Source organism: Pelagibacterium sp. (genome assembly GCF_048264985.1).
GTDB lineage: Bacteria > Pseudomonadota > Alphaproteobacteria > Rhizobiales > Devosiaceae > Pelagibacterium.
On record NZ_JBLXCL010000002.1, the window covers coordinates 380,812 to 405,295 of the forward strand.

31 protein-coding genes are annotated in these 24,484 nt (G+C 58.3%); 12 read left to right on the forward strand and 19 right to left on the reverse strand.

The window, feature by feature from the left end:
- Positions 1–39: 39 nt before the first annotated feature.
- On the reverse strand, positions 40–447 hold the full coding sequence (locus tag ACN0TA_RS11150) for an ATP-binding cassette domain-containing protein (RefSeq protein ID WP_417582842.1): 408 nt from the start codon (positions 445–447) through the stop codon (positions 40–42).
- A 566-nt stretch (positions 448–1,013) separates the two neighbouring features.
- Between ACN0TA_RS11150 and ACN0TA_RS11155 the strand changes: the two genes are divergently transcribed.
- Together ACN0TA_RS11155 and ACN0TA_RS11160 are read left to right on the forward strand one after the other, a co-directional pair.
- Positions 1,014–1,265, forward strand: coding sequence for a hypothetical protein (locus ACN0TA_RS11155; RefSeq protein ID WP_417582844.1), 252 nt, complete (start codon positions 1,014–1,016; stop codon positions 1,263–1,265).
- A gap of 568 nt (positions 1,266–1,833) precedes the next feature.
- Positions 1,834–3,111, forward strand: coding sequence for a hypothetical protein (locus ACN0TA_RS11160; protein ID WP_417582846.1), 1,278 nt, complete (start codon positions 1,834–1,836; stop codon positions 3,109–3,111).
- A 451-nt stretch (positions 3,112–3,562) separates the two neighbouring features.
- On the opposite strand, the gene ACN0TA_RS11165 is transcribed toward ACN0TA_RS11160, so the two are convergent.
- A complete protein-coding gene (locus tag ACN0TA_RS11165; RefSeq protein WP_417582848.1) occupies positions 3,563–3,793 on the reverse strand; it encodes a hypothetical protein in 231 nt (76 codons plus the stop codon).
- An 868-nt stretch (positions 3,794–4,661) separates the two neighbouring features.
- A complete protein-coding gene (locus ACN0TA_RS11170; RefSeq protein ID WP_417582850.1) occupies positions 4,662–5,837 on the reverse strand; it encodes a tyrosine-type recombinase/integrase in 1,176 nt (391 codons plus the stop codon).
- A gap of 545 nt (positions 5,838–6,382) precedes the next feature.
- Between ACN0TA_RS11170 and ACN0TA_RS11175 the strand changes: the two genes are divergently transcribed.
- Positions 6,383–6,703 (forward strand): hypothetical protein, encoded by a 321-nt coding sequence (locus ACN0TA_RS11175; protein WP_417582852.1) that lies wholly within the window; start codon positions 6,383–6,385, stop codon positions 6,701–6,703.
- A gap of 93 nt (positions 6,704–6,796) precedes the next feature.
- On the opposite strand, the gene ACN0TA_RS11180 is transcribed toward ACN0TA_RS11175, so the two are convergent.
- The 11 genes from ACN0TA_RS11180 to ACN0TA_RS11230 all read right to left on the reverse strand — a co-directional run bounded on the left by ACN0TA_RS11180 (position 6,797) and on the right by ACN0TA_RS11230 (position 11,525).
- A complete protein-coding gene (locus ACN0TA_RS11180; RefSeq protein ID WP_417582854.1) occupies positions 6,797–7,558 on the reverse strand; it encodes a metallophosphoesterase in 762 nt (253 codons plus the stop codon).
- Positions 7,559–7,618: 60 nt separating this feature from the next.
- Positions 7,619–8,188 carry a metallophosphoesterase family protein gene (locus tag ACN0TA_RS11185; protein WP_417582856.1) on the reverse strand — a complete coding sequence of 190 codons (570 nt, stop codon included), beginning with the start codon at positions 8,186–8,188 and terminating at the stop codon, positions 7,619–7,621.
- Between the two features lie 14 nt (positions 8,189–8,202).
- A complete protein-coding gene (locus ACN0TA_RS11190) occupies positions 8,203–8,505 on the reverse strand; it encodes a hypothetical protein (RefSeq protein WP_417582858.1) in 303 nt (100 codons plus the stop codon).
- A gap of 65 nt (positions 8,506–8,570) precedes the next feature.
- Positions 8,571–8,852 carry a hypothetical protein gene (locus ACN0TA_RS11195; protein WP_417582860.1) on the reverse strand — a complete coding sequence of 94 codons (282 nt, stop codon included), beginning with the start codon at positions 8,850–8,852 and terminating at the stop codon, positions 8,571–8,573.
- Positions 8,849–9,079, reverse strand: coding sequence for a hypothetical protein (locus tag ACN0TA_RS11200; RefSeq protein WP_417582862.1), 231 nt, complete (start codon positions 9,077–9,079; stop codon positions 8,849–8,851). The genes ACN0TA_RS11195 and ACN0TA_RS11200 overlap by 4 nt, the downstream gene beginning before the upstream one ends.
- Positions 9,079–10,206, reverse strand: a complete 1,128-nt coding sequence (locus tag ACN0TA_RS11205) for a hypothetical protein (RefSeq protein WP_417582865.1) — start codon at positions 10,204–10,206, stop codon at positions 9,079–9,081. Before ACN0TA_RS11205 ends, ACN0TA_RS11200 begins: the two co-directional genes overlap by 1 nt.
- A gap of 70 nt (positions 10,207–10,276) precedes the next feature.
- Complete coding sequence (locus ACN0TA_RS11210) at positions 10,277–10,462, reverse strand: hypothetical protein (protein ID WP_417582867.1); 186 nt, start codon at positions 10,460–10,462, stop codon at positions 10,277–10,279.
- Positions 10,459–10,641 carry a hypothetical protein gene (locus ACN0TA_RS11215; protein ID WP_417582869.1) on the reverse strand — a complete coding sequence of 61 codons (183 nt, stop codon included), beginning with the start codon at positions 10,639–10,641 and terminating at the stop codon, positions 10,459–10,461. Before ACN0TA_RS11215 ends, ACN0TA_RS11210 begins: the two co-directional genes overlap by 4 nt.
- Positions 10,638–10,937: a hypothetical protein gene (locus tag ACN0TA_RS11220; RefSeq protein WP_417582871.1), complete on the reverse strand. Its 300-nt coding sequence runs from the start codon at positions 10,935–10,937 to the stop codon at positions 10,638–10,640. The genes ACN0TA_RS11215 and ACN0TA_RS11220 overlap by 4 nt, the downstream gene beginning before the upstream one ends.
- Before the next feature lie 4 nt (positions 10,938–10,941).
- The gene (locus ACN0TA_RS11225; protein WP_417582873.1) at positions 10,942–11,253 is read right to left on the reverse strand and encodes a hypothetical protein; all 312 of its coding nucleotides are present in this window, start codon (positions 11,251–11,253) and stop codon (positions 10,942–10,944) included.
- A complete protein-coding gene (locus ACN0TA_RS11230) occupies positions 11,253–11,525 on the reverse strand; it encodes a hypothetical protein (RefSeq protein WP_417582875.1) in 273 nt (90 codons plus the stop codon). Before ACN0TA_RS11230 ends, ACN0TA_RS11225 begins: the two co-directional genes overlap by 1 nt.
- Before the next feature lie 275 nt (positions 11,526–11,800).
- On the opposite strand from ACN0TA_RS11230, the gene ACN0TA_RS11235 reads away from it, so the two are divergent.
- Complete coding sequence (locus ACN0TA_RS11235; protein WP_417582877.1) at positions 11,801–12,298, forward strand: hypothetical protein; 498 nt, start codon at positions 11,801–11,803, stop codon at positions 12,296–12,298.
- Positions 12,299–12,350: 52 nt separating this feature from the next.
- On the opposite strand, the gene ACN0TA_RS11240 is transcribed toward ACN0TA_RS11235, so the two are convergent.
- Both ACN0TA_RS11240 and ACN0TA_RS11245 read right to left on the reverse strand, forming a co-directional pair.
- A complete protein-coding gene (locus ACN0TA_RS11240) occupies positions 12,351–12,593 on the reverse strand; it encodes a hypothetical protein (RefSeq protein WP_417582879.1) in 243 nt (80 codons plus the stop codon).
- Between the two features lie 71 nt (positions 12,594–12,664).
- Positions 12,665–13,519 carry a replication initiation protein gene (locus tag ACN0TA_RS11245; RefSeq protein ID WP_417582881.1) on the reverse strand — a complete coding sequence of 285 codons (855 nt, stop codon included), beginning with the start codon at positions 13,517–13,519 and terminating at the stop codon, positions 12,665–12,667.
- A gap of 766 nt (positions 13,520–14,285) precedes the next feature.
- Between ACN0TA_RS11245 and ACN0TA_RS11250 the strand changes: the two genes are divergently transcribed.
- From ACN0TA_RS11250 to ACN0TA_RS11280, 7 genes are all read left to right on the forward strand, one after another.
- A complete protein-coding gene (locus ACN0TA_RS11250) occupies positions 14,286–14,726 on the forward strand; it encodes a hypothetical protein (RefSeq protein ID WP_417582883.1) in 441 nt (146 codons plus the stop codon).
- A gap of 236 nt (positions 14,727–14,962) precedes the next feature.
- Positions 14,963–15,775, forward strand: coding sequence for a hypothetical protein (locus ACN0TA_RS11255; protein WP_417582885.1), 813 nt, complete (start codon positions 14,963–14,965; stop codon positions 15,773–15,775).
- Between the two features lie 208 nt (positions 15,776–15,983).
- The gene (locus ACN0TA_RS11260; RefSeq protein WP_417582887.1) at positions 15,984–16,586 is read left to right on the forward strand and encodes a hypothetical protein; all 603 of its coding nucleotides are present in this window, start codon (positions 15,984–15,986) and stop codon (positions 16,584–16,586) included.
- Positions 16,570–18,762, forward strand: a complete 2,193-nt coding sequence (locus tag ACN0TA_RS11265; protein ID WP_417582889.1) for a terminase gpA endonuclease subunit — start codon at positions 16,570–16,572, stop codon at positions 18,760–18,762. Before ACN0TA_RS11260 ends, ACN0TA_RS11265 begins: the two co-directional genes overlap by 17 nt.
- Positions 18,762–18,998: a hypothetical protein gene (locus tag ACN0TA_RS11270; RefSeq protein WP_417582891.1), complete on the forward strand. Its 237-nt coding sequence runs from the start codon at positions 18,762–18,764 to the stop codon at positions 18,996–18,998. Before ACN0TA_RS11265 ends, ACN0TA_RS11270 begins: the two co-directional genes overlap by 1 nt.
- On the forward strand, positions 18,998–20,581 hold the full coding sequence (locus tag ACN0TA_RS11275) for a phage portal protein (RefSeq protein ID WP_417582893.1): 1,584 nt from the start codon (positions 18,998–19,000) through the stop codon (positions 20,579–20,581). The genes ACN0TA_RS11270 and ACN0TA_RS11275 overlap by 1 nt, the downstream gene beginning before the upstream one ends.
- Positions 20,582–20,647: 66 nt before the next feature.
- Complete coding sequence (locus ACN0TA_RS11280; protein WP_417582895.1) at positions 20,648–21,340, forward strand: hypothetical protein; 693 nt, start codon at positions 20,648–20,650, stop codon at positions 21,338–21,340.
- Between the two features lie 26 nt (positions 21,341–21,366).
- Here ACN0TA_RS11280 and ACN0TA_RS11285 read toward each other — a convergent pair whose 3' ends face one another.
- Genes ACN0TA_RS11285 through ACN0TA_RS11295 form a run of 3 tightly spaced genes read right to left on the reverse strand, consistent with a single transcriptional unit; the run spans position 21,367 to position 23,071 of the window.
- Positions 21,367–22,062, reverse strand: a complete 696-nt coding sequence (locus ACN0TA_RS11285) for a hypothetical protein (protein ID WP_417582897.1) — start codon at positions 22,060–22,062, stop codon at positions 21,367–21,369.
- A complete protein-coding gene (locus ACN0TA_RS11290) occupies positions 22,059–22,529 on the reverse strand; it encodes a hypothetical protein (RefSeq protein ID WP_417582899.1) in 471 nt (156 codons plus the stop codon). Before ACN0TA_RS11290 ends, ACN0TA_RS11285 begins: the two co-directional genes overlap by 4 nt.
- Positions 22,529–23,071, reverse strand: a complete 543-nt coding sequence (locus tag ACN0TA_RS11295; RefSeq protein ID WP_417582901.1) for a YfbU family protein — start codon at positions 23,069–23,071, stop codon at positions 22,529–22,531. The genes ACN0TA_RS11290 and ACN0TA_RS11295 overlap by 1 nt, the downstream gene beginning before the upstream one ends.
- Positions 23,072–23,216: 145 nt before the next feature.
- On the opposite strand from ACN0TA_RS11295, the gene ACN0TA_RS11300 reads away from it, so the two are divergent.
- A complete protein-coding gene (locus ACN0TA_RS11300) occupies positions 23,217–24,449 on the forward strand; it encodes an HK97 family phage prohead protease (protein ID WP_417582903.1) in 1,233 nt (410 codons plus the stop codon).
- Positions 24,450–24,484: the final 35 nt, after the last annotated feature.

Below are 24,484 nucleotides of genomic sequence, written 5' to 3' on the forward strand. Positions count from 1 at the left end.
TGCATTGCCGTCAGGCCGAGGAGCGTGCTCGGTCAAAAACTAGCCTTCTAGTAATTCGATCAGCCGTGTATGGCGCTCGCTAACTGTCCCGATCCGATGAATGTCGAGCCCTTCGGCGATCGATGCCCCAATGTTCTGCCGCGGGTTGAGCGAAGCGCCCGAATCCTGAAACACCGCCTGCACATTGCGTCGAAATGCGCCCAATGAAGAGCCACGCAAACCATAAAGATTTTTGCCCCCGACCGAGACCGCACCTGCATCAGGTGGCAACATGCGCAAGAGCACGCGCCCTAAAGTCGATTTACCCGACCCACTCTCGCCCACAATGCCCATGGTCGAACCGGCGGGAATGGAAAGCGTGATTTGATCGAGCGCCTTGACCGGCGCGCTACGCGAGAAAAGCCCCGAGCCATAGCTTACCGAGAGATTTTCGATTTCGATGTTCATGCGGCGACCCTCCAGCATCTGATCTGGCGGTCCATGTCGTCGCGGAGCGGCGGTGCCTGAATACATTCGCCGCGAGCGAGCGGACAACGGGGGCGAAACGCGCAGCCCTCATGTCATTCTCCCGGTGTTGAATACAAAAAAGCCGCCCTAAATGGGCGGCTTCACATGTCACTTTCATGCGAGACTGATGGGATGGACTAGGCAGGTTTCGCTGCCCGGACCGTTGCCAGTCTCTCCAAAGAACTTAGTTTATTGTGCGTGTCCCAGAGTTGAACTTCGCCCAGGAGATTGTTTTCCCTTCGTCACCAGCTTGCACGGTCAAACGGTAGTCGGAGTCCAGACGTCCGTCCGTGGTGTTGCACGGCGGCAAGAACGAATAGTTGACAACCGTTGTGCCGGATGCGTCCGATGAAACACGGGTGCTGCGATGGTTGAAGGTGCTTCCGTCGCTGAGGCGATCCGTTAGCGCAAGTCGAATGGGAACACCGGCCACAGCGGTATGGGTCACAGTCACTGTAGGCGCAGCGCCCTGGCCTCCCAGGTCACGACATAGATTCGCAGTTGTCATGCTGCTGATCGAAACGTCGTTGATTTCAAAAGCCTGCGATGCTTCGGCCATTTCAGGGGAGCTGCCAGAAGTAGAACACGCAGCGATTGCAGTTAAGGCAACTGCGGATAGCGCCAAGCGCGTCAAAGATGAAAAATTCATAAAAAGCCCTCTCATGATGTATACTGACTTCAATATCAGTGGCCACTGTCGAAGGCACTCCAGCTGTAAAAAAGCCCGTCTGGAGTTAAACAACGAGAAGCAGCGCTAGAACCTTATTGCAAGAAAGTGCGCACCGCAAAAGCCCCAAATTAGCCTTTCACAGCCGGACATAAAGCAACGCAGTGCGGCATGCTTCTACTTTTGTTGTACAGTCACGACCAAACCACTCTTTGCGAGTCAGCTAGCGCGGGAGCAAGGACCTCAGTCCTCGCCGAGATGCCTGCGTGTGCCGGACAGCGGATCACCATGCTTCGGGTTCCTGAAGTCGTGCTGGTTGCTTCGCAGTGGTTTGGTGATCGTTTCACCCAACTGAACAGGTTTCCCGCTTCGCCGGGTCTGTCCGTACCGATGGCTACGGGCTTTCCGTTGACCGAACCGGGATCGGGATAGGCGTTGGCACGGAATCCTTCCCTACGTTTGATATGCTCAATCACCTCGGGTTGGAGCGGTCTGGCCATAATGGCCTCCTATCGATGTCGATGTATCGGAAAAGAAAGAGGCGGTCCGGTGGGAACGCCTTGTTGGCATTGCAGTTTGAAATAAAATGCCGCCAATACTAGATTCTTTAGCTATAGACCGTTATTCCCACCAAACATTTGCGGATTGGGACGCGCGCCATGAATATTACTGAGCAGACCAGCATGGAATCGAGTTGGCGAGTTTGCCTAGCCGTACTGCTCTTAATATTTGCTGCGTTGCCGGTGCAAATTTTTGCCGTTCCTGGATTTGAGGTTACTCCGGCGTTGTTATTGGCGCCCGCAGCATTTCTACTCTTTCGGCCTGATGAGAAAGCCCATTGGGCAGTGGTTGCCTTCATGGTTTTGTGCGGCTTTCTAGCCCTGATTGGCAGCGTGGGTAGCGATGGACGGCTACGCAATCTATTGGGCGCGGCCAGCTATTCTAGTGGTGCCCCCTATCTCTTAGTAGGGATTACGCTCGCACGCCGCTTCGGAGACCTCGCCAGCATATTGAGGTGGATTGCACCAGTGTCTGTAGTTGTTGCAACCATCTTTGCGATTGATCTATTCATTACGAACGGCCACCTCGTCCCCTCGATGGCATACGAGTCCACCTCGTACAGTTCTGATGAAACTACATTCATCCAGTCATTCTTTCCGTTTTATGGAAAGTACGCGGTGATCACGTTGGCTACCATTTCTATGTTCATCGGAGCTCTGGGGCTTGGATCTGTCGAAGCGATAGAGAGGAAGTTTCTGGCACACCTTGTCCTCGCCTCATCGAGCTTACTAATCGCCATTTCCTTCACTATGTGGTCGCGCCAGGTAATGCTCGGAGCGATAATCTTTTTCCTTGCACTTCTGGCGCTCGCTCCTCGGCAGAAGAAGGCATGGCTGGCGTTCGCAATCTTCATTGTCGTCATCGGTATTTGGACCATTGGGCCGCAAGAATCGGGCTTGGGGGCCACTAAGTTTGATCGAGCGCTGACGAACATTGAAACCGGCAACGTTGACGACCTATCGACTGGCCGGCTGGAGATTTATCGCCAATCCCTCGAACGCTTAACGCCGAATATTGTGTTGAAGGGATGCGGATTCTGCAACCTGATTGACGTGATGGAGTTCGAGTTCTCCAGTCTGCACAACGTTCTGCTTACCGCAGTGTACAAGGGAGGGGCTATATATGCGTTCCTATACCTTGGGTCAGCTTTTTTCGGCCTTGCGTTGATTTGGATTGAACGAAACAGTTTCGCTCGAAATGTCACAATAGCGGCTGTTCTTTCGATAGGCGCTCAGTCCATTGTAAATGACGTCATTTACTTTCAGGTAATTCCTGCACTGATGTTTGTGATTTCAGGATACACTTTCGCCCAGATGATGAACCGAAGAAGACAAGGGCGCTCAGCAGTGAACAGAGTGCCCACCGCAGGTGCATAGCCACAAGGATGTGATCGTTACCAATCCACCCGCGCCATTAAGCGCACCGTTGATGCTGAAGTCGTGATCAGCAGCGCGATAGACACGATCCTTGGGGCCAGCCCCCTGGAAATTGAAGCTGGCCGTGCAATTATCGTTGAACCAGTCAGGGCCGATGTCCACGAAGGTTCCGGCGATACCAGGGATGATCCAGCCAGCGCCGTCGGCACTCCTGTCGGCTCATTGGCTAGGCCATCCCCAGTTTAGCGCTTGAAGTTGCGATAGACGCGGTTGACTGTTTGAGTAGATGTCTCGGGCATAGGAAACCTCAAATAGAAAAAGCACGCTCACTGGCCGGCGATAAAGGCGTTAGGGACAGGTACGGTTATTCGGGTACGGGCAGCGTTATCTCTGCCAATGGCGCTGACCAGCTACCCACGGTTGATTGCGGGCCGCGCCAACGGAACCGGGCTTAATAATCCCCGTCCTCGCTGGTCTGGAACACGGCTTCGGTCTGGCTGTTGATCTGCATTGCCTGCCAAAGCCCACCAGCACCAAGCCGGTTTTCAGCCTCAAGTTCGATATTGTCACGGTCTGGTGTGTCCACGGTACCGATAGTCAGCCCAGCGGTTTCCTCGGCTTCCTCAAGGACTGTGTTTTCAGGGACAGGGAACTCCAGATCGGGCGATGTCTCTTGCGGCAAGGCAGAGTTTCCCCTTCCTCGGCAGTTGACCACGTGTAAGCCGCCTCGTTGATGGTCACGACTTCAAGATCAACCGCGCTCAGGTCCGGTGAAAGCTCAATCCGGGACACAAAGAACGCCTCGGCAATCTCAAGCTCAGGGATAACCAACCGAACGGTACGTTCGCCCCATGAAGGAAGAATCGGCAATTCTGGACTTCACCGCTGCGGTGCGTAAGGTTCAATGAACCGGAGAGCACACCGTTGATTAGCGACAAAAGTACCGGAAAGACGTGGTGGGCCCGGAGGGACTCGAACCCCCAACCAGACCGTTATGAGCGGTCTTCTAATGGTTGAGAGATGGCCGAAACGCCCGGCTTTCCACCACTTTTGATGGGGCTTCATGCGCCCCGGTTCTCTTTGCGTTCTTAGCAACTGGACCCCGTACGGACCCCGTTACCGGGTCTGTTCTCAAGTTAGAGGACATTGGTCCTCTAGATAGCAGTTGCGCTTCGCAACAGCCACCATCCGCCTCCGATGAAACTAAGAAGGCCGCACCCCATCAACAGGGCCGTCGCCGATTGTCGGTAGTTGGGTTTCGAGTGAGGATGACCCGTCTCAGGAGTGTTGGGATGGTCGGCGAACTCTGTCCAAATCATTGCCAAGACTGCCATTGCGCCAGCAGTACCAAGTGTGACAGTAGGGCCCGTCAGACCCCGGACGTATTCAACATTTGCTGATGACACACCGGCTCCAATCAGACCCAACGCACCAAGGAGAAGCGCTCCCGATGCGCTCAGAAGTCCTATCGACAAGCGACGCAGTGACGCGACGTCCAGATCATTCGGCATAAGTGCCCCCAATCGGTAAAATGGGTGCAGAGGGCTCGATCATCGACCCCTTCTCCCAAGATTTTCAACCGCAGTTCGCTGGTGATCGGGATGATGGTGACCATACACCCGCTCTAGGGTCGCGACCGACATCCCTAAGAAGCCCGCGCTGTCCCATAAATCGGCGCCGCTCTGCATTAACCAGGTTGCCGCGGTGTGACGCAGAGTATGTGGCGTCACCTCAGGCCCCAGGCCGGCGGCTTTGACCAAGCTGGCAAACCCTTTATTTACCTCGCCGATCCTTTCACCGTCGTATTCAATCAGCCACGACTTCGAGATCGTGTCACCGCCCCTGTCTGCAGCCCAACGGCGAAAATGGCTCAAGGCGCGGACCGGTATCCGGATAGATGGCCGACGCTTCGTCCTGTCATCCTCACCCCTTGGACGCCGGTAAAAGACACCCCGCTCCATGTCGACGAACCCTGCCCCTTCGCGGACCGTCAGCGCCGCCCCGGTAATGACCCCTTGCCGGGATCCAGTATAAAGAGCAGCCACGATGAAACGTGCCAAGTGCTTCCAGGGACGGCGTTTCGTCGGCTTGCCGTGCTGGCGCTCGCGGTGCGTCCATGCCGTCCTGAGCAGCTTGGCAACCTCCTCACGGGTCAACCATCGCTCCTCTGGCTGCGCCCTGGGCGGCAGGGTCACTTCCACGACTTCGCGGCACAGGCCTTCTTTACGATGCCAGTTGATGGCTGCCCGCATGTCTTCGAGCTCACGGCGTGCGCCAGGTGCCGTTACCATCCTCGGCTTCTCACCATCCTTGGGTTTGGAGGACTTCCAAGGCATGGAGCAACGCCATTCGACGTATTGACGACAGGTGCGACCGGTAACATCTGCAAGGGTTTTGCCCTGCCACCATTCGCCGAGCTGGATCAGACGTAGTGCCGTCTTCTCCGGTCTGCGGTGGCTAGGGGCAACTTCTTCGCCATACAGGCGCAGAACGTCGGTCACTAGCCAAGCGGAAGCCGGCTGCTCCACCGTTGGCGTCGACGTGTGCTTCTCAGCCAGGTAGTCGCTTAACGCCTTTTCAGCTTGCTCGCGCTCATGCGCAGCGCATCCAGTGACGCGTCGGAGGGATCCATCTTTGATGATCCATGTGGCACGCTTCCGGAGCTTGCCGTCCTTGCCGTATTCGGCCGGCTTGAGGTAGAGCCGCGCTCCCAGGTTTTTTGACATTGAATTCTCCAGGCACGAAGGGATCGAGGGGTGACGACGATGCGGCGTCCGAGCCGCTCGCTCGATAGCTCTCCCCTTGATATCGCCCCGCGGATCATGCCGACTGTGATTGCGCCGCTGAATTCCGGCAAATGGATGATGTCAGCGATGCGCAAAGGGGCATTGTCGTGCACCTGCTCGCCAGCTGCGGGCATGGATGTAGGCTCATTCTGAAGCTCATGCTCCAGATGCGCCATTTGCGATATCATTTCGAATAAGGGAACGAATCCCTCGCGCACGTCTATCTTCATGATTCGACGTTGACGGATACAATCATCACCGGTCAAGCTCGGTTGCCGGGAAGATGAAGAAAAGGTTAACGGGGATATGAGTTGGACCGTCCGTATCCTCATCGCGTGCGGCATCCTGGGCATCATCATGTCCGTCATCGGCGCCCTTCAGCTCATCGCCACCGTGCTCTAAACCAAGCGAACTCGAGTTTACTTGGCTTTCCTTTCATCGACGATCCGCTTGCCCGTGTTCTGGTTTCGTTCTAATTTCGGGGCATGAAATCGAAGCCCGTCGTCATCGTCGATTATCCGTGGGTCGTGGTCAGGGTGCAGTGCAACCTGTGCCGCCGATCGGGCCAATATCGCCTTGCGCGGCTGGCAGAAAAATACGGCGCCGACACTAGCTTGGCACACATGCTCAGCCTTTTGTCAGCCGATTGTCCTTGGACGACAGATCGCCGAAAACCGCAGAAGTACAGAAAGCCTTGCGGCATCCATTTGCCTGACATCGAGCGCGATCCGACACCGCCCGACCTGCCGCCGGCATTGGGTGGTCTCCAGCTCATCGACGGCGGGAAAAAGAGGGCTGCCGGATGACGGACAAAAACGCACACAAAATCGCAATCTGTGTGTAATTTTGACCACCGAAACCAATACATCGAAAGCAAAGTGAACTCGAGTTCACTTGATTTAGAACCCTGGCGGCGGCGGCGTGTAGGCGTCGATTTCGACCACGTATCCGGGATCGAAAGCGTGATTATGGCCCCGCCCCAGGCCGTTTGTGACCACGCGGGTTTGGCCGACAGCGTACTCGCGCGTGACGTGGGTGTGCCCATGCAGCCAGAGGGCTGGCTGCCGGTCGATGATAAAATCTTCGAGGTCGGTGTAATAGCCCGATGACAACATCATTTTTTGGATGTTGTGCTGCATTGCCGTCGCCAACCCTTCGAACGACGGCGCATGGTGGGTCACGACGACATCGCCTGGCTCGAGGACTTCTTCCAGCCATGCGCGATCTCGCCGATGCTCAGCGCGCCAGGTGTCCGGCGTCAGATCTGGCACTGCAGCGAAATCGCCTTTGTCGCCCCAGTGTTCGTCGAGACGCGGCGAGAAATCAGACCACAAGGGGCAGCCGACGAATCGTTGATTGCCGATTTCGACCACGGACCGGTGAAGGATCGTGATGCCGGTCCGGTCGGTGAGACGGGTCAGATAGTCGGGGACGAGGTCCAAGCCTTGGCCATACGCTTCGTGATTTCCGGCGACAAAAAGAAGCTTGGCTCGCTCGTCGTCCGAAAACTCATTCAGGAGCCACGGCGCGGGGTCATGATACCCGCCATCACAAACGTCTCCGGCGACGATGATGACGTCGCAATCGGGATGCGGACCGAGGTCGAGATCGTCGGCGTGATTGACGTCGATGTGTAGGTCGCTGAGTGTCCAGATTTTCATCGCAATACCTTTTACCCACCCAAGCCGCTCGCAGCAGTCAACTGGGTAAACCTTTATGTTTCAACGACCTGCAGTTTGAAGCGTCATGGATGGCTCTTCATCAGTCCCGTCCAAAAAAACGAGCTGAGGAAGCTCAGCCAACCTGGCGCGAATGGTTTCGACCCCAACGGGCGCGTACGACATATTATCGACGCCCACGTCGATGCATTGGCTGGTCCCCGGAAGCCGCTTGTGTGAATGCCCGAAAAGGTGGATGGCGCCCCTCCGCATGTTGCGCCACGTGCGGAGGCCGTAGTGACACAGTACGAAGACCTGGTCGTCGACGGTGACCTCGGTCAGATCGTTGATTGAGGCCCACGGCAGGCGAAGGGTTTCACCCTTGTGGTCGTGGTTGCCACGGATCAGATGCTTGGTGCCGTTGAGCTGCTCGAAGATCCGGCGCGTCTGCTGAGGGCCACACCGATAAGCGAAATCGCCAAGGTGCCATACGGTATCCTCGGGGGCGACGACAGCATTCCAAGCGTCGATCAGGGCGCGGTCGTGGGAATCGATGTCGTCGAAGGGCCGGCTGCACATGCCGAGGATGCCGCGGTGGCCAAAATGAGTGTCGGCGGTGAAGAATACGCGCATCAATCCATCCCCTCTCAGTTGAAGCTGACAACGCAGTCAGGGTCTTCGAGACGATCGAATCGCGCGATCATCGACTTCGCAAAGCTGTCGGTATTGAAGTAGGCTTCCGAGAGCGGGACATCATAGCGATCGGAAATGTAGACCAACAGCGCGCTACCCCAGCTGACCTCTTCCTCGACCCAGAAGTCGAGCAGCTCGACCCACTTCTCGTCTTCGCCAATAACGCCTGTGGGCTCGAGTTCGGTGGGGGGCGCAACGTAGCCGATTTCTTCAGCCCGCAGTCCAGTCTCAATTTTCTCAGCAGCAGTTCGGGGCATGGTTCTCTCCAGATGTCAGCAATGAGGGTAGGATGCCCCGAAGGTATGAAAGTCACACGCGACGATTACGACGTCAGACCTTTATCGGCCGCATAGTCGAGCCACGCGACAATCGTCGTGTGCGCGAGCTCGGCATCGCTCGAGTCGACGTAATCATCGCGCCGGTAGCCCTCGACGCGCCCGATCTCGAAAAGGCAGTACGCCCGCTGCCGCTCGGTCATCGGCGGGACGCTGTTGTCGTCTCGCATCCATGCTCGAAGGGCGCGCTCTTTCAGCGGGCAGATGCAGCCGAAGGGGTAATTGGGGGCGCAGCAAGGTGCGTCAGGCCACTCGGTTTTCGACATCATGCTGCTCCCAGCTTTGCGTTGAAGCGTTCGAAAATCCGGCATCCTCTCTCGAGCGCTTCAGTGTAGGCGCACTCAATTTCGTATGAAGGAATGGTGAACTCGAATTCAATGTTGGGACCCTGATAATAACCCCTGTCCAACTTGGCCGTTTCAATTGTCACGCTCACGGAACACACTCCGTCGACCATGACTATGCGGTTCACTGTGGTGCTTATGTGTGTGAACATCACAGACCCTCCCCTTCTTCGGCATCGAAGAACGTGAAGTGCGGCTTCAAAAATGAAGTCCTGGGGCGCTCATACAAATCGTCGTCTGCACCACCATCGTCATTGAGTTGCTCGACATCTCCCTCGAGCGGCGCCAGCCCCTGCATCTTTCGATGGCACGAACGCAGCCGCCGGATATCGTCATCGCAATACATGCACACTTCATACAACCGACCATCCACGATCGCGTCCCACACCTTCGAGCCGTCGATGCCGTCCCCTTTCCCGGGGATGCCGAGGGATTTGCACAGGCGATCGAGGCTGATGCGGTTGCCGTGTCCGGCCCACATCGTCATGGTGTCGACGACTTGGTCATCTCGATATTTATTGTAGTTGATGGGCCACCAGCGCGGGATCGGGAAGCCGATCGCGATGGCTCGTTGCCAGATAAAACGGATGTCGAAATCGGCAAAGTGGGCGACGATGATCGGGTCTCGATTGAGGTGGTATCCCCCTTCCAAATGGATGCGGGCATCCTCTTGATCGAGCACCTCATCAAGCATCGAAAAGAAGTCGGCGAGCATCCCCATCTCGCCCGCGCGTACGGCGTCGAAATCGAGTTCAAATTCATCGAGGTTATCGAGACAAACGTTGCGGACGTTGTGGATTTTGCCATCACCGGCGGCAAAGCTAATGCACGCGAGATGGCCGTGGGTGCCGCTTTTCGACGTATTGCGCCATTCGATCTCGGCAGCGTCATCAGCCTTCTTAAGAGCGCCTTCGTAATCGGAAATGGCTTTCGCGCGGCGCTTCTCGAGATCGGCGCTGATCTTGCGCTCATCAACAAGATTGGCAGCGGCTTCGATCGAATCGAGGTCAGGGAATGTTGGGCGGTTGTTCGACTTGATCTGCTCGATCAGATCCGGGTCTTGTGAAGGAATTGTCTCAATGTCGAGACGGAGGAAGAGCTTGCGGGAGCGCCTACTGTCAGAGTCTCCATCACCATCGTCGTCGCCGGCATCTTCTTTAGCAGCACTACGGGCGGCAGGGGCAGCGGGTGTGGATGGTGCGGCGCCGGAACCACGTGCGTCGGGTGCCGAGCGGGTGGGCTTCATCTGGATGTTGGCGACGGTGAGCTGATACGTCATCGGTTTCTCCTTGTGGGGGTGGCGAAATTGCCGGATGCGGGCGCCACGTGGACGCCCTGATCGAGCGATTTTAGGGTGCGTAGAAGTCTCCGTCGAAGAAATTGGTCTCGAGATCGGGGACGTCTTCATCCACGGGCTCGAAGCCGAGAGCGCTGATCAGCGTGACGTACTCATCGCGGGTGATTTCGCGGCGAACGCGCCGGCCGGTGATGTCATCCCAGAGCAAGAGGACCGCGTTGATCTGTGCCGGTGTCATGTGCGCACCCCCTCGACAGCCATCCGTGCCTGCTCGTCATCGTCGTGGAGCAACGAGGCGAGAATTTCGCGCGCTATCGGCGAGCGCATTTCGTCAGCGAATGTACGCTCCGGCGGCAGGAGATCACGACAGCGACGAGCCCAAGGATCTTTAGGAAGGTTGGGGGTCGGGAAGCTCATATGGGGGTCACTCCTGACGTCCAGTTTTCACCGGCGTGGATCTGCTTACAGGGCTTGCAGACAACATTGCCGGCGCCTGTCGACGAAAACTCACTCTCGCAAACGACACACATGCGGCGACGACCTTTAGGTCTGCCAGCGCGGTGGTAACCGAGGACTTGGCGTGCAGAGACGCCGAGCCTGCGGCAGCGCTGCGTAACGGCGCCCTCGCTCGAACCATAACGGTGAGCGATAGCAGCGTAGGTTTCGCCATCGATGATGTGCTGGCGAAGAGCGGCGGCTGATACAGTCAACATTGGCCTATCTCCAGACATCGGGGACGGCAGCGGTGGTGAAACCACCTCCCACGATCTCGGTGGTTCCGGAGCGTGCCCAGACGGCGGCAATGCCTCCCCTGCGCCGTTTGCGCTGGATGCTGTCACCGACGGACGGCATGTCGCCGCGGCAATGCAGAACCATTCGCCGGGACTGGCCGGCGCGCTTGGCATGAATGTCGAGAAGGACGCAATCGCGGATGCCGCTTTCGCGCTGCTCGACGGACACGATTGTAAAGGCGCGATCGGGATGCGGAAGCACGTGAGCGCGCCGTTCGACGATGGGCTCGGACTGCATTAGCGCTTTCCTCCAAAAGTTTCGACAAAGAGAAAAGCCGGCAGCTCGTCATCGCCGACCTCGACGGTGGCCGGAGGTGATGTATCGACGAGACGTGCGCCATAGGGGTCGTCCCAGCCATCGTCTGCGGGGACTATCGGCTCGGCAGCCGTGGGGCCTTCGCCGACCAGCACATCGCCTTCCTCGTTCAGGTGATCGACGAGCGCGTCGACAAACAGCGAGGGACGCTCGACTGGGATTGGCACTCGGGTGGGGAAAGGTGGTCGACGCATAAAAATCCTCGCAGCTGATGAGCTGTAAGGATTGCGGAAACGAATCAGGATTGCAAGAAAAAATCCTGACAAACATCAATTAAATCGTGAGGGCCTCGATGTCAACATTGAATTCATGCGCTACAGGCCCCAATTTCTGGGCATCGTGGGATTTCCCAGAAGAATTCGGGCATCAATTCATTCGTTCGAAATTTGAATGATCCGTCTGCGTTATTGTGCCTTTCGCAAAACGAATCGATCATTTGGATTATCGATTGTTGAAAGGAGATGACCAGATGCGATTTCTTGCGATGATAAGAGCGGCTTTTGCGGCCCTGGCTACGGTGATGGTGACGTTCGTCCGCGAGGGCGGGAGGCTCGTTCGGAGGGTTGTGTCGATCGGATCGCCACCGGCTCCCCAGATGCCATTTGAGATTGCCGAGGCTGCGCTTCGCGACGCCGATCGGGAAGAAACAAAGGCCGGGAACGAGTGGGAGGCAATTCGGCAACTGGCTGCATCACTGGCGGCTGGGTCGGTTCGACCCGAGCAAGTGGAGGCAGTGTCGCCCGAGGTGGTTGAGTGGCTGCGAGCGATGCCCAGGTTGATGCTGTGCCGTGTGGCATGCGCATCCGACACGGCCATCGAGCTGCACCTTCACGGCATAAGCAGCATGAAGGGCGTGCTGGCATATGACCGCGAGGCCATCGCCGACTACGGTCGCGCCGACCCGGCACCCCGCCGTCGCTATCTGCGCGATGTGGTCAACGAGTTGGGTCAGATGCAGACCGCTTGAGCGCGGTGGCTCGAAGTGAGGAATGGCCGGCGGCATCCCACCGCCGGCTTTTTTATGCGCGGCTGCGGCGCTCGAGGTTCATCTCGGCGGCGATGCGGGCGCTGCGCTCGCGCTTGAGTAGCGCTTCCAAATCCGCGATGCGGCTGAGAGCGGCGCGGTGGGCCTGAGCGAGCCGCTCGACACTGTGGCGTGTGCGGGCATCGCTATTCGCGCGAGCGCGACGTTCGTTGCCAAGGACATTAGCGGCGTGAAGTGCGAGGACAAAGTCGTCGCTGTTATTGCTGGGTCCAAACATGGTTGATCTCCTTGATAGTCTGCATAGCATGGACCCCTTACGATCCAGCGGATCCGTTCGACGGCATTTGATTAGAATTCAACCTCATCACCCCACGGATCCGGATCCGTAGGTAGCGGGACGACCTGGGCCGACGCGCGCGGCGTCGAGACTGGCGCATCCGAAACTTGCTTGGCCGCGATTTTGTCGATCTGGATATCAATCCATCTCACACGACCGCCGCCCTTCCTCATGGACGGCGCTTTGACGGCCATGGCTTCCAACGACAGGTCGGTGACCGTGGTGATCTCTCGGATCGCCGGCTCCAGTTCCCGGCGCATCAAATCAACGGGTGGCGTCTTCGGATCCGCGCCTATTTCCGCACGCATCTCTTCTACAGGCAATCGCAGTATCAAAACGTCGTCACCGTCACGGTTGCGGCGCACCCACCTCTTGTCGTACTCCCCTGCGCCCCACGCCAATGCCCTAAGCGCCATCGGCAGCGTGTAACGCGACCGAGCACTGCGCAGAATCTCCAGCGGCAGCTCGATGACGGGTTCTCTCGGCGTGACGGCGAACGCAGTGCGTATCCGATTATCGACGGACCACTGGTAAGCGCCGCGGACGAGGCGACGTCGCATGCCGCGAGGCACGACCGGAGCGTCTACACCCTCCTCGAGGTCGGGCACGCGCTCGTCCGTTCGGATGCGACCCTTCTCAAGTCGATCGTACCGTGAAACCTCGCGACCCTCGTCGAGGCGGCGCAGGTCACCGAGAGCGCGGCGAAGTGGCAGATCCGGGATCGAGACAAGCTCATCCTGATATTCCTCCCTCGCTGCCAAATAGCTTACGGCGAGCAGAAGGCTCCGATCCCGAGCGGTCAGGTCCGGGTCGAATTGGATCGTGGCGGCAAGGGTAATCGGGATTTCGAGCGTTTCGGGCAGCATGCGGCACCTCCATGCTCAAAAGAATGGTGTCGCCGGTCGAATACGTCAACCCTGCCGTAACATAAATCATAAAAAGTCAGATAGATCAAAGCGTAACGGGATAAACTCGGCGAGTGCGGCGCTCCCTCTTAAGAATCAGGGAATCGTATTCAGTGACTCGATATCGTTCGGGTTCCGATTCAGGGAGTCGCAAAGGGGATGGTCGGAGAAGAGCTTTTAATGAGTCCCGGTCTCATTTTCTTACCGAGCCTCGGAAGCGTACCCCTGTTATTTTGGGGAGGAGCGCTCCTGCGGTCGGGCCCGCTGCGCGGACCGCTCCCTTCGGAGCTTATCCCGCTTCCATTATTTAACGGCTGGACTCCGAACACGCGTCCAAATGCAGGACGGTCAGAATTGGCCCTGGAGGTGGGTCGCGGCTGCTCGGCGAGAAGTTTCGGCGGGAGGGTCGCGGTTGCCCTCCAGCCTCTCCGCAGCGCCTTTCAAGGGCAAACCAATTCTTTACGCGTCATTCAAGCGGAGGTCATCGCCTGTGCCGACCGATGACTACCCCTGTGTCCTACACGGACGTGGTCCTCGACCACCCTCAAACCTTCTGAAAACGTCTTGTGTAGCGTCCCTCTCCAGATTGTCAGAGAAGCCCCCCTGATGCCGTCGAGTGCCTGCCGTGTGTCCTACACGGGAGTGAATAGCGTGACGGCAATCGGCGTGACGGGCGTGATTGTGCCTTGCTGCCGCCTCCACGATCATACCGACAATGGAGGTACCGATGCCCGAAGAGACACGATCCCAACGAGCGGCCCGCCAGCGTCGTAATGCAGCTGAGCGCGCACGACGCTACCGAGAGCGAAAGAAGAAAGAAGGGTCACCCGAGCCACGTGTCGTCGACGCCGCGCTGAGCGAAGCCATGAGTTTCTGGCTGGCGAAAACAGGCGCCCTTCGGCGAGAACTGGATGGGCTCGACGGCGGCCTATCGATCGTTGCGCTGATGAAGACTGCTCGCGTGATCTTGGAGCGTGAGGGTTACGCTGTGCAACCATCTGCCCAGGCCGTCGCAGACCGCCTTGTTCATCGCCCTGAGCACGAAGACCCTTACTGGATACCGAGCCTACGCCCTCGAGATCGGGCTGAACACGGGCGCCCGACGAAAGGCGGTGGCGAATGGTCGACATCTTTCGACGATATTCTCGATCTCATGGACGATGTGTGACGCGTCACCACTCAAATACGCCAACACCCCCGTTACTCCCTCAAACGCCATCACGCGGCCAAGAAAGCGTAAGGAATTCTTGTCTTTAGCCCATGCGTTTGTTGTGACTGTCGCCTGGAGGCACTATATATAGCGCAGTCATCCATCATCCGATGGCGAACCAGGAATTGTGACTTGAAAGGGCAGCCACCGCGCTGCCCTTCTTTTTCACAAGACCACCGGCGCATCCTCGCGCCATGGCAAACTTTGGTCTCCACATCAGTATCGACCCGCGGATCATCCGCACATGGGAGCAGCGCTTTGAGCGTGAGATCCCCGATACGTTTGCACGCGCCAACAAGTTTGTGTTGGATGAGGTGGCCAAGACCGCTGTCAACGCATTCCGTCGTGACGCACATAAGGTCATCGATCGGCCCAAGGCCTGGACGCTGCGTGGCATCAGATACAAGCGCGCGACATACTCTTCCGGTGACTGGAGCAATAGCTTCTCCGAGATATACATGCTCCCCGACCAGAGCGCCGTGCTTAAGTACCTCATGGGCGAGCGCACCCGCCGCCCTGGTGATGTTGGCCCGTCTACAGACTACATCGCCGTGCCGCGGTGGAAGAGCTTGGGCGAGATCGGGATCCGTCCGGATAAGTATGGCAACATGCCCTCCAGCACGATGGGGCGCCTGCGCCGTGAGGCTGGCGTGGTCTCGGGACGCGAGCATGCCAACACCCCCTCCCGGAAGCGAGCAACAACACAGCGCAAGCGAACCCGCAAGAAAGCGAACTACGGGGGGGTGTTCTTTGGCGAGCCGGTGATCAACGGCAACAAAGGGCTGCCGGGGTTCTGGATGCGTCCGAAGCGGGTGAAGCGTGCGGGGCGCTGGGTCAACGAGAGCGCACCGCGTCTCCTTATCTATGCCGCACGCGAGACCACGCACCAGCCTATCCTGCGGGAGTTCTGGGAGAAGAACGCTGCACGCGCTGGCGACGACTACTCGACGCTCATGAGCCTGGAGCTGCAGAGCAAGCTCAAGTGGCTGCGGGATCGGGGGCGCTGATGGGCATCCTAAGGTGTTGCGAAACCACCACATTCGCCGACAGGGGTCCCCTGGGGTACCCCCTATATATGCGGGTGTGGCTTGGCCACATACGTTTTCTACCTCCAAAATTTGAATCTCACCGCAACAACAACAATGGCGTTGGCTGCCTTCCCCATAGGGGAAGGCAAACTCGCGGATTATTGCGGATGCTGCGGAGTTCGATCGCATGAGCAACGTGACCGAGTTTCCCGGCGGCAAGAAGCGCGGCAACGGCAAAGGTGGTGGTGGACCTGGTCGTCCACCAACCGGCAATAATGGCGATCGCCTCGTCTCGATGCATGCCCTCGGCCAGCTTCTCGGAGTGGATCGATCGGCAATCACGCGCTGGGTGAAGACGCCGGACAATCCTTGCCCGTCCGTCCACGACCCTAAGGATGGCGCCGGAAAAGGATGGGTCTTCGACGTGAAGGCCGTCGTCGAATGGCGCATCGAAACCACGCGCCGGGCCGCCGTAGCTGCAGCGCTGTCGAATACTGGCGTCGACGGCGAGATGCTCGACTTCGACGAACGGTATAAGCGCGGTCGCGCGGTCGAGAAGGAGCTCAACGTCGGCGTCCTCCAGGACAGCCTTGTGTTCGCCGTCGATGTCGCAAAGGCCCGCGACGAGGAGATTGGTCGCTTCGCTCAGGAGATTCGCGCCATCCCAGCCAAGGCCGCGCGCGACATCAACCCGAAGGATCAGGTGCGTATCCAGGGGTTGCTTGATCGCTACATCGATGCGGCCCTGGATCGCCTCGCCGACGGTGGTGACGATGACGACGACGAATAGCGGTATTCCTCTCGACGAGCTGCGAAAGCTGTTGCCGTATTCCCGGCAGCGGCTCCGCGCGATGATGCGCGAGACCCGCAAGGCGATCCTCAAGCCGGTCCCGATCGTGCCGGCAGATGAATGGATCGAGGCCAACTGCGAGCTCTCGTCAGAGCTTTCCGATCAGGGCGGCTTCATTCGCCTTTACGGATATCAGCGTGAACTCGTCACCGCGCCGTTCGAGCCCGGCGTTCGCCAGGTGGTTGTGCCAAAGTCGGCGCGTGTCGGGTTCTCGTTGCTCGCGGCATGTCTGTTGGCCTACGTCGCCGCACATCGCAAGTACGACACGTTCCTATCGCAGCCGGTGCGCGCCGACGCTCAGGAATTCCATGATGACTTTCTCGCGCCTTTGCTTTCAGCGTCGCGCAGCCTTGCGTCCCTGAAACGGATCCCGACCAAGGGCGGGATCATGGATCGCTGGAACAAGATGCGCCTGATCACCGGCGCGGCGATCCGTCTGATCGGCGCCAAGAAGGACGACAGCTTTCGTCGCTTCAAGGCCTTCCTGGGCATCATGGATGAGCTCGATGCCGATGGATATGCGCCCGCCGCGAAGGGTGGTCAGGGTGACAAGGCGACCCAGGCCGAGCGCCGCCTCGATTCGTATCCCAATTCCGTCCTCATCATGGGCGGCACGCCGACCGAGTTGAAGACATCGCGTCTCTGGAAGATTTGGGACCAGGCTGAGCAGCGCCGCTATTTCTGGCCGTGCCTGGATTGCTGCGCCGATGGTCACCCCGATCGTGGCATGCAGTACCTCGAATGGGGATCGAAGGATGCCCAGCACGGCTTCAAGTGGGAGACCAACGAGCTCGGCGAGGTCGTCGACGTCTATTACCAGTGCCGACACAACCCCAAGCACCGCATGCGTGAGGACGACAAAGCGGTGATGGATGATCAGGGCGAGTGGCGCGTGACCCGGGCCGGTCGCCGCAAGGGCGTGCGCGGGTATCACATTTGGGAAGCATACGGGTTTAACCCGAAGTCGACCTGGCCGGTGATTGTCGATCGCTTCCTGCAGGCGAAACGCAGTGGCGATCTGCAGCCCTTCGTAAACCTGTCGCTCGGTGAACCACATGAGGATCGCCACAGTGTCATCCTGGAGCCGCACGTTCTCGCCTCGCACTGTCGCCCGTACGAAGCCGAACTCCCTGACGAGGCCATCGATTGGACCTTTGGTGTGGATGTTCAGAAGGGCAGCAACAAAGAGAACAGCGACGGCAGCCTGGAGGCCCCGCAGCGCTACGAAGCAACGGCTTGGGGCTGGGGCGTGGGCAACAAGCCCATCATGTTGTTCCACCGTGTGGTGCCGTTTGAGGGCGAACCGTTCGTGGGCGAATCGGCTGCGAAACTCGATGAGTTGTTGTGTGGGTTCACACTCCGACGCCGTGACGGATCCGAAGTCCCCTATGCCACCGCATTCATTGACGGTGGCCACGCTCAGGATGCCGCGATCGCGTATGTGAAATCGCGGGTCGAGCTGGGATGGAATGATATTCACGTCGTGCGTGGATCGAAATCTAACGATCCAAACGCGCCGATTATCATGTCGCGCAAAGGCAAGAGCTCCCGCACGGGTGACGAGTTCACCTGGCTCAACCTGCGTCCCGCTAAGGACCACCTGGATCGCTTGCTCCGCGTCCAGACGCCGGGCCCGAGATACGTCGAGTTTCCCGAAAGTATCCGGGAGAACCAGAGTTATTTCGCTGGGCTGCTCAACGAGGAGCTGCGACCCGAGCGCAAGGGTGGGCCGCTGCGCTGGCTGAAGAAGGGCGGGGCAACAGGCGAGCCTTGGGACTGCTTTGTGTACGCGTACGCCGCACAGATCCGAGCGCAGCAGGAATACCCTGCAATCGACCGCCTCATCGCCGGCGTGACCGACTCGCCCTTCAAAAGCGCAAGGGGTTCTGACGAGGATGTGGCCGAATATCCAGGACCGGACCGGAGCTTCATGTCAGACAAATCGGAAGAACGCGGGCTTGTACCCGCACGGAAATCGAAGCCTCCCCAGACGACCGATCGTGCCCAGCCGCGTGGGCAGACGACTGCTGCCGTTATTCATCAGCAGTCCGTTCCGGAATACGGCAGCCTTCAGCGCAAGGGATCGCGTCGGTCGAAGAGGAGTTCGATGTTCTGATGTTTCGGCTTTGGACAGACGACGAACTTAAGGACGCGATCCGGGCTATCGAAGAGGATCTGGCCGGCGGTATCGCGACGACCTCCTACGCCGGCGGCGGCATGGTTCAGATGACGCAGCCAGGGGAGCAGCGGATTACGCTGCAGTCGCTCTATGACGAACTCGGCACGCGTCTTGGATATCGGCACCTTGCGCGCAATCGCGGGCGCTTGGTCTATTACAAGATGAGGGACTGATGGCTGGGAAACAATCACGCGCTGTCGCGACACGCGAGGCTGCCATCGACAAACAGGTCGGCACGCATGTGCGGCGCATCACCGGTGCCATGACGACCTACTCGCGAAGCATGCTCCAGGGCGCACACGGCACCCCGTTCGATGCCCTGAAGCCCAATGCCGGCGTTCCCCAGGTCGGCACCCTCGGCCCCGAGTCGACTGGTTATTACCAGCCGCCGCTAACGCGCCTGGCGCGGCACCTTGATCGCAACGACGGCTTTATCCGTCGCGGCCTGGATATCCGTGCCGACGCGACTGTGGGCACTGGGCCCTGGCCCGAGTTTCAATTCAAAGCGCTCAATGATCTCTGGGAAGAGTGGATCGAAGACTGCGACAAACGCAAGAAGATGAGCTTCGGCAGTATCGCCCGCCAACTCCGTCGCAACGTCTGGAGCTCCGGTGAATCGTTCTTGCAGATCTATGATGAGCCGATGCACGACGATCGTGTCGTGCCGCTCTCGATTAAGGGGCTCGAGCTCGATCACGTCGATGCTTTTGATAATCGCTTCAATGCCACGAACGGCAATCGTATTATTTCCGGCATCGAGATCGATGAGCACGATGCTCCCGTGGCAGTGTGGGTTCTCCCCTATCACCCGCACAATATGCATATGACATCGCGGTGGGCACCGAGCGTGCGCACTCCGATAACTGACGTTTGCCACCTTCTCGATGAATCGGAATTTTCATCCTTGCGCGGCATCCCGATTATCGCGCCATCGATTGTCCGGCAGATCCAGTCGATGAAGTTCGAGAACGCGACCGTGGCCCGCATGATCTCATCCACTCTATTTACCGGATGGGCGAAGCAGACCGATCGCGCCGCCGGTGGAGCGCGCATGCCTGGGGAGCAAGAGCTCGATGATTGGGTCAGCGAGATCCTGGTCGAGCCCGGCGCGTTCAACGTCTTGCCATATGGTGTCGAGGTCGATTTCACCTCGCCGCCGGAGACCGGAAACACGTACGAAGCTTTCATGAAGATGAGCCAGCGCACGGCTGCTGCAGTCATGGGCGTGCTCTACCAGGAGGTCTCCAGCGATTGGGAAAACGCATCCGATCGCACCCATCGTGCGGCGACCCTCTCGATCAGCCGGCGTATCGATGTCGACCGGGAAACCGATGAGCACAAAGTTTGGCGGCGGCTGGCACGTCGCTTCGTCGATCGCGCATATCTGTCTGGAGCCTGGGAGCCACCCGAGGGCGTGCCGCAGCGCGAATGGTACAAGCATGATTGGCATTGGCCGGCGAAGAGGTATCAAAACCTCTTCCAAGAGTTCAACGCTTACGCGCTCGCGATCGAGAAGCGCTTGATGGATCGGGACAATGCGGTTGGCGAGCTGTTCGGCCTCGATGCGCGCAAAGTCGATCGTGCGCAGGCGAAGGCCGATGCACGCGTGGCCGCGCTCAATGAGGGTGACGCTGGCGATATCATCAAGACAGAAGTCGCCAAGGATGAGCTGTTAGAAGCCGAGCTGTTTGCGAAATCGGATGACGATGCGGCACAGCGGTCCCGACCGACGAACGAGAAAACGATGCAGAAATAACGATTTGCCTCCACTGGGAAAAACGTTGATCTTGACGATCTGACGCCGAGGGGGAACAGATCATCAATGGCAGAGACTGACGAACAACTAGAGGATCTTTCATATAGGCACGCGTTCAAAGATGCCTACGCGATCAACCTGGATCTCTTACATTTCGTAGCGGAGCAGGTGCAGCCTTTTGCGGAAAAACCACTCGCATTTGAGGTTCGGCTTAGTGGTGGGTTCTCCTTCAAAAAGGCGGATGTCGCATCCTTGGAGAAAATACCTCTTATCGAAACCAGCTTGATCGAATCGGTTTCAGTGTCTTCGGACAGCATGAGCTTGCCAATCTTCTCCCTCTCGATCAGTTCTAAATATGGGCCTGGAGAAATGTCTATGGCAGGTTCGCTTAGTCCTCTTAAGCTTGAGACACTGGCGTCCCGCATCAAAGGGCGCGTGCAGTCACTACGTCCTTGGTACTGGCCGATCTACAGGGGCTGGTTCGAATTCGCATTGATGGTCGCCGTTCTCACCGTCGGACCCTTCTTAGCTCAGGCACTATTTCCGAACACCGATCCAAATGTCAGAGTGATTGTGGTCAGCGTTCCTATGCTAGCGATCCCGTTGGCTTTGCGTTGGCTGCTATTCAGACGGGTCGAGTTCTTGGTTGGCCTCAGTGGGCGCCGGGCTAAAGCGCGGAGTTTCTGGCGCAAGATAGTGGGAACGGTGATCCTCATCCCTAGCGTGCTCGCGATCTTTTGGAGCTATCTCCTTCAATAGCAATTTGCCAGCCAGGTGAACTGCATTCAGCTGTCTTTTGGAACGCCACGGCGCCATTGCCAAATCCGGGCATCGTTCTCCTGCACCCAATCGGCCAATTTTTCGACTTCTTCGATCGCTTCCATCAGCCGTTCCCGGCTGATTTCGATCTTGAGGCGTCGCCACGGGAGAGTATTGTTGGGGTCGTAGTTCGCGTCATCTGAGATGAAGAACGGGTTCGGGTGCTTCTCGAGCGTTCGGGTGTTGTGGCTACCGTGAAACGAGTGGATATCGTCGTTGTGCGCGATGTCGTTGCGCGCCAAAACAACCTGCTCGATCAGATCAAAGCGGACTGTGCATGTCTGGTAAGCGTCGCCCATGACGTGCTCGATGATCTGACGATATCCCTCGACAAAACCTTGCTTGAAATGGGTCTTTCGATCCTTGTCGCGTGGAAACTCGATCCCAATCTCCTGCTCCAGCTCATTGAAATAGATCTTCAACGAGTCGGACAGGAGCGAGATGGAGAGCATTCCGACGAGTTCTCGGGCGTGCTCAGTATCAATCCATTCTTCGAGATAGGCAGGCTCGGGGCTGTCATAGTCTGGATCGAATGGAGGCGGCTCCCATTGTCCCTCGCCCTTTTCGATATCCTGCTTTCGCTGTTCGAACGGAAGCTGCCCCAGATCATAGAAGAGCCGTATGATGCGCGTCCGCTCCCGAAGGAAATACGCAAGGTTCATTGTAGCGCCTTCCTCGCGAGATCGCGCTCAAACAATTCCACTTTCGGTATCACCACCTGCAGCGCCCCAAAGGCGTCTTCCCAACCATCCCTTTTGCCATTCTGGTGGATAGCCACCAACGCGGCCTTGAGCTCCATGGCGGCAACGTCGAGGTCGGAGGAAATAGACGCGTCGTTCACAAGTTTGGTTGTTGCCAAGGCGTCTTGCGCTTGCTCAAGCATGTGGAGATCGCTCTGCATATCTCTCCCAGCAGATGCGGGTCGTGATGCTGTTCGTCGGCGGCCAAGAGCCGCAGACTTCGCTTGGCCCAGGATCTTGGACAATTCGCGTGCCTTGTCGCGATCGCGCTGCTCATCGCCTTTGAGGATCACTCTGTCCACAGCCTTCTTGGCATAGTCAGCCTGCCAGAGCGCCCAAGCCGATATTCCCACACCGATGATAGAAATTATGAATCCGGCGATTTCCATCACCGGTTCTCCGGATGGACCGCCGCAGCGAGGACCTGCTGTAGTTGTTCAGCGGTCATGTCAGACCGTTGCTCTGCCGGGATTTGCTTCCACGCCTCGAGCATCCGACCATAGATGTCGCGCATGGGCATGTGGGAGTTCCAGTACCCTGGCTTGAGCATGGGCAGGTATTCGAACCGACGGAGGCGCTCGACGGTGAACTGGGCAAAGCCCATGAACTTGCCTTCGTTGTTGCCATCGTAGCCAGCGAACTTTGTGAAGGAGGAGTCGGGGTTGACGAACTCATCCGACGTTGCGCGATTGATGGCGTCGAACATGTCCATGGTGTCCCAGACCTCCCGAGACTCCTCGGCCGTCATCACATCATCGCCGTCATAGACGTAGTCGGTGTCCCAAGCGTAGAGGATTTCGTAGCCTCGCTCGAAGGCTTCACGTTGACGACTGAGTTCTGGAGCTTCATCAGGATAGAGTGCCTCTAGTATCCGGAGCTGGTTGATCAGCATCATCCGCTCAAGCTTCGTAAGCCTCATCTCTTCTGCCATGTCTTCCCCCTTTGCTGTGGCGTCAGCAATAAAACAAAACGCGCGGTCCGGCCATATTTCCTGCCGCTACCGCCCTTCTTTCTCGCAAGCCTTGATCTGATCCTCCCATGAACACTGGGCGCACGCCCTTCTACGTGAGGATCGCATGGCCAAGGCCAAACCACGCACCGTCCGCAGCAACCGGCACCCCTCGGGTGACGACACTGTGCGCCGATTCGTTGAAGGTCCGGTTCGCACAACGCTGCCAGTGCAGCGCACCGTTCAAGCTGGCTCGGTCGATGTTGATGCGCGCACGCTGACAGCTGTGGTTGCCACCGGCGCCGGGCGCATCATGGAAGTGTGGGACGACGATCTCGACGCGTACATCGTCGTCGAGGAAGTGCTCGACATCGCCGGCATGGGTTTCGATCGTGTCGCGTCGGGCATGCAGTTCCTCGACAATCACAATTCCTGGGACCGCGATGCCAACCTCGGCGTCGTGCTTGAGGCCCGCGTCGAGGACCTGGGCGATGACGTCGGTAATGCCGTCGTCGTCGATGTGAAGATGTCGTCCCGCTCCGAGCTCGACAGCTTGGTTCAGGACCTGGCTGACGGCATCGTCGGCTGCATCTCATGCCAATACCGGCCAATCGAGTCGACGCTTGAGCTGCGCGACGGTCAGCATCCTTTGCTGACACACACGAAATCGGAATTGCTCGAGGTTTCCCTCGTCAGCGTTCCCGCCGACCCGCACGCCTTGGTGCGATCCGAAACTTCCTTGAAAGGACAGAACATGGCTCCGAAGCCAAAGACCGTGCAGCGCTCCGCTGCGGCGGCAAAACCCGCTGGCACCCAGCAGCGCAGTGACGACACCACGCTCGATGAAGCGACCATCGAAGAGATCGTCGCAGCCGCGATCGCGGAAGCGACTCCACAGATCGTGGAAGAGACCCTGACAGCCGCACGGGCCGAGGGCGAAATCGTGGAGATGACGGACGAGGAAAAGGCCGCTGCCGAAAAGGCCGAGGCTGAAGCCAAGAAGAAGGAAGATGAAGAGGCGGCTGCCGGTGGCGGCGATACCTCTGTCCGCTCTCTTGTTCGCTCGGCTGTCGCAAAGGCGCTTGGGCGCTCGAGCCCTCCTGAAAAGAAAGCCGGCGCAGAGCTCACTCAGCTCCGCAGCGTGGCCGCGAAATACGGCTTGGGCGGCGAGTTCGACGACATGAAGACGACTGGCGCAAGCCATGCCGAGCTTCGCAGCTTCGTGCTCAACGCCACTGCATCGCGCTCCGGCACCGGCCAGACCTTCGATGGTCGCAATCGTGGCGACACGGGCAACGAACTCACCTGGGCCAATTCGAATCGCGGTCGTCGTGCCGCCGAGCGGGCTGCCCGCCGGTAATCATTGTGGGGGCGATCTCGCCCCCACGCCAACGC

Coding starts and splice junctions, on each gene's coding strand:
- ACN0TA_RS11185 (WP_417582856.1), bottom strand. CDS start 8,188: ATGCGCGTATTCTTCACCGCCGACACTCATTTTGGCCACCGCGGCATC.
- ACN0TA_RS11235 (WP_417582877.1), top strand. CDS start 11,801: ATGCGATTTCTTGCGATGATAAGAGCGGCTTTTGCGGCCCTGGCTACG.
- ACN0TA_RS11255 (WP_417582885.1), top strand. CDS start 14,963: ATGGCAAACTTTGGTCTCCACATCAGTATCGACCCGCGGATCATCCGC.
- ACN0TA_RS11210 (WP_417582867.1), bottom strand. CDS start 10,462: ATGACACCGGCACAGATCAACGCGGTCCTCTTGCTCTGGGATGACATC.
- ACN0TA_RS11285 (WP_417582897.1), bottom strand. CDS start 22,062: ATGAACCTTGCGTATTTCCTTCGGGAGCGGACGCGCATCATACGGCTC.
- ACN0TA_RS11265 (WP_417582889.1), top strand. CDS start 16,570: ATGACGACGACGAATAGCGGTATTCCTCTCGACGAGCTGCGAAAGCTG.
- ACN0TA_RS11195 (WP_417582860.1), bottom strand. CDS start 8,852: ATGATGTCGAAAACCGAGTGGCCTGACGCACCTTGCTGCGCCCCCAAT.
- ACN0TA_RS11160 (WP_417582846.1), top strand. CDS start 1,834: ATGAATATTACTGAGCAGACCAGCATGGAATCGAGTTGGCGAGTTTGC.
- ACN0TA_RS11170 (WP_417582850.1), bottom strand. CDS start 5,837: ATGTCAAAAAACCTGGGAGCGCGGCTCTACCTCAAGCCGGCCGAATAC.
- ACN0TA_RS11220 (WP_417582871.1), bottom strand. CDS start 10,937: ATGTTGACTGTATCAGCCGCCGCTCTTCGCCAGCACATCATCGATGGC.
- ACN0TA_RS11190 (WP_417582858.1), bottom strand. CDS start 8,505: ATGCCCCGAACTGCTGCTGAGAAAATTGAGACTGGACTGCGGGCTGAA.
- ACN0TA_RS11175 (WP_417582852.1), top strand. CDS start 6,383: ATGAAATCGAAGCCCGTCGTCATCGTCGATTATCCGTGGGTCGTGGTC.
- ACN0TA_RS11230 (WP_417582875.1), bottom strand. CDS start 11,525: ATGCGTCGACCACCTTTCCCCACCCGAGTGCCAATCCCAGTCGAGCGT.
- ACN0TA_RS11180 (WP_417582854.1), bottom strand. CDS start 7,558: ATGAAAATCTGGACACTCAGCGACCTACACATCGACGTCAATCACGCC.
- ACN0TA_RS11245 (WP_417582881.1), bottom strand. CDS start 13,519: ATGCTGCCCGAAACGCTCGAAATCCCGATTACCCTTGCCGCCACGATC.
- ACN0TA_RS11260 (WP_417582887.1), top strand. CDS start 15,984: ATGAGCAACGTGACCGAGTTTCCCGGCGGCAAGAAGCGCGGCAACGGC.
- ACN0TA_RS11215 (WP_417582869.1), bottom strand. CDS start 10,641: ATGAGCTTCCCGACCCCCAACCTTCCTAAAGATCCTTGGGCTCGTCGC.
- ACN0TA_RS11275 (WP_417582893.1), top strand. CDS start 18,998: ATGGCTGGGAAACAATCACGCGCTGTCGCGACACGCGAGGCTGCCATC.
- ACN0TA_RS11280 (WP_417582895.1), top strand. CDS start 20,648: ATGGCAGAGACTGACGAACAACTAGAGGATCTTTCATATAGGCACGCG.
- ACN0TA_RS11200 (WP_417582862.1), bottom strand. CDS start 9,079: ATGTTCACACACATAAGCACCACAGTGAACCGCATAGTCATGGTCGAC.
- ACN0TA_RS11225 (WP_417582873.1), bottom strand. CDS start 11,253: ATGCAGTCCGAGCCCATCGTCGAACGGCGCGCTCACGTGCTTCCGCAT.
- ACN0TA_RS11240 (WP_417582879.1), bottom strand. CDS start 12,593: ATGTTTGGACCCAGCAATAACAGCGACGACTTTGTCCTCGCACTTCAC.
- ACN0TA_RS11250 (WP_417582883.1), top strand. CDS start 14,286: ATGCCCGAAGAGACACGATCCCAACGAGCGGCCCGCCAGCGTCGTAAT.
- ACN0TA_RS11150 (WP_417582842.1), bottom strand. CDS start 447: ATGAACATCGAAATCGAAAATCTCTCGGTAAGCTATGGCTCGGGGCTT.
- ACN0TA_RS11295 (WP_417582901.1), bottom strand. CDS start 23,071: ATGGCAGAAGAGATGAGGCTTACGAAGCTTGAGCGGATGATGCTGATC.
- ACN0TA_RS11290 (WP_417582899.1), bottom strand. CDS start 22,529: ATGGAAATCGCCGGATTCATAATTTCTATCATCGGTGTGGGAATATCG.
- ACN0TA_RS11155 (WP_417582844.1), top strand. CDS start 1,014: ATGCTGCTGATCGAAACGTCGTTGATTTCAAAAGCCTGCGATGCTTCG.
- ACN0TA_RS11300 (WP_417582903.1), top strand. CDS start 23,217: ATGGCCAAGGCCAAACCACGCACCGTCCGCAGCAACCGGCACCCCTCG.
- ACN0TA_RS11205 (WP_417582865.1), bottom strand. CDS start 10,206: ATGACGTATCAGCTCACCGTCGCCAACATCCAGATGAAGCCCACCCGC.
- ACN0TA_RS11270 (WP_417582891.1), top strand. CDS start 18,762: ATGTTTCGGCTTTGGACAGACGACGAACTTAAGGACGCGATCCGGGCT.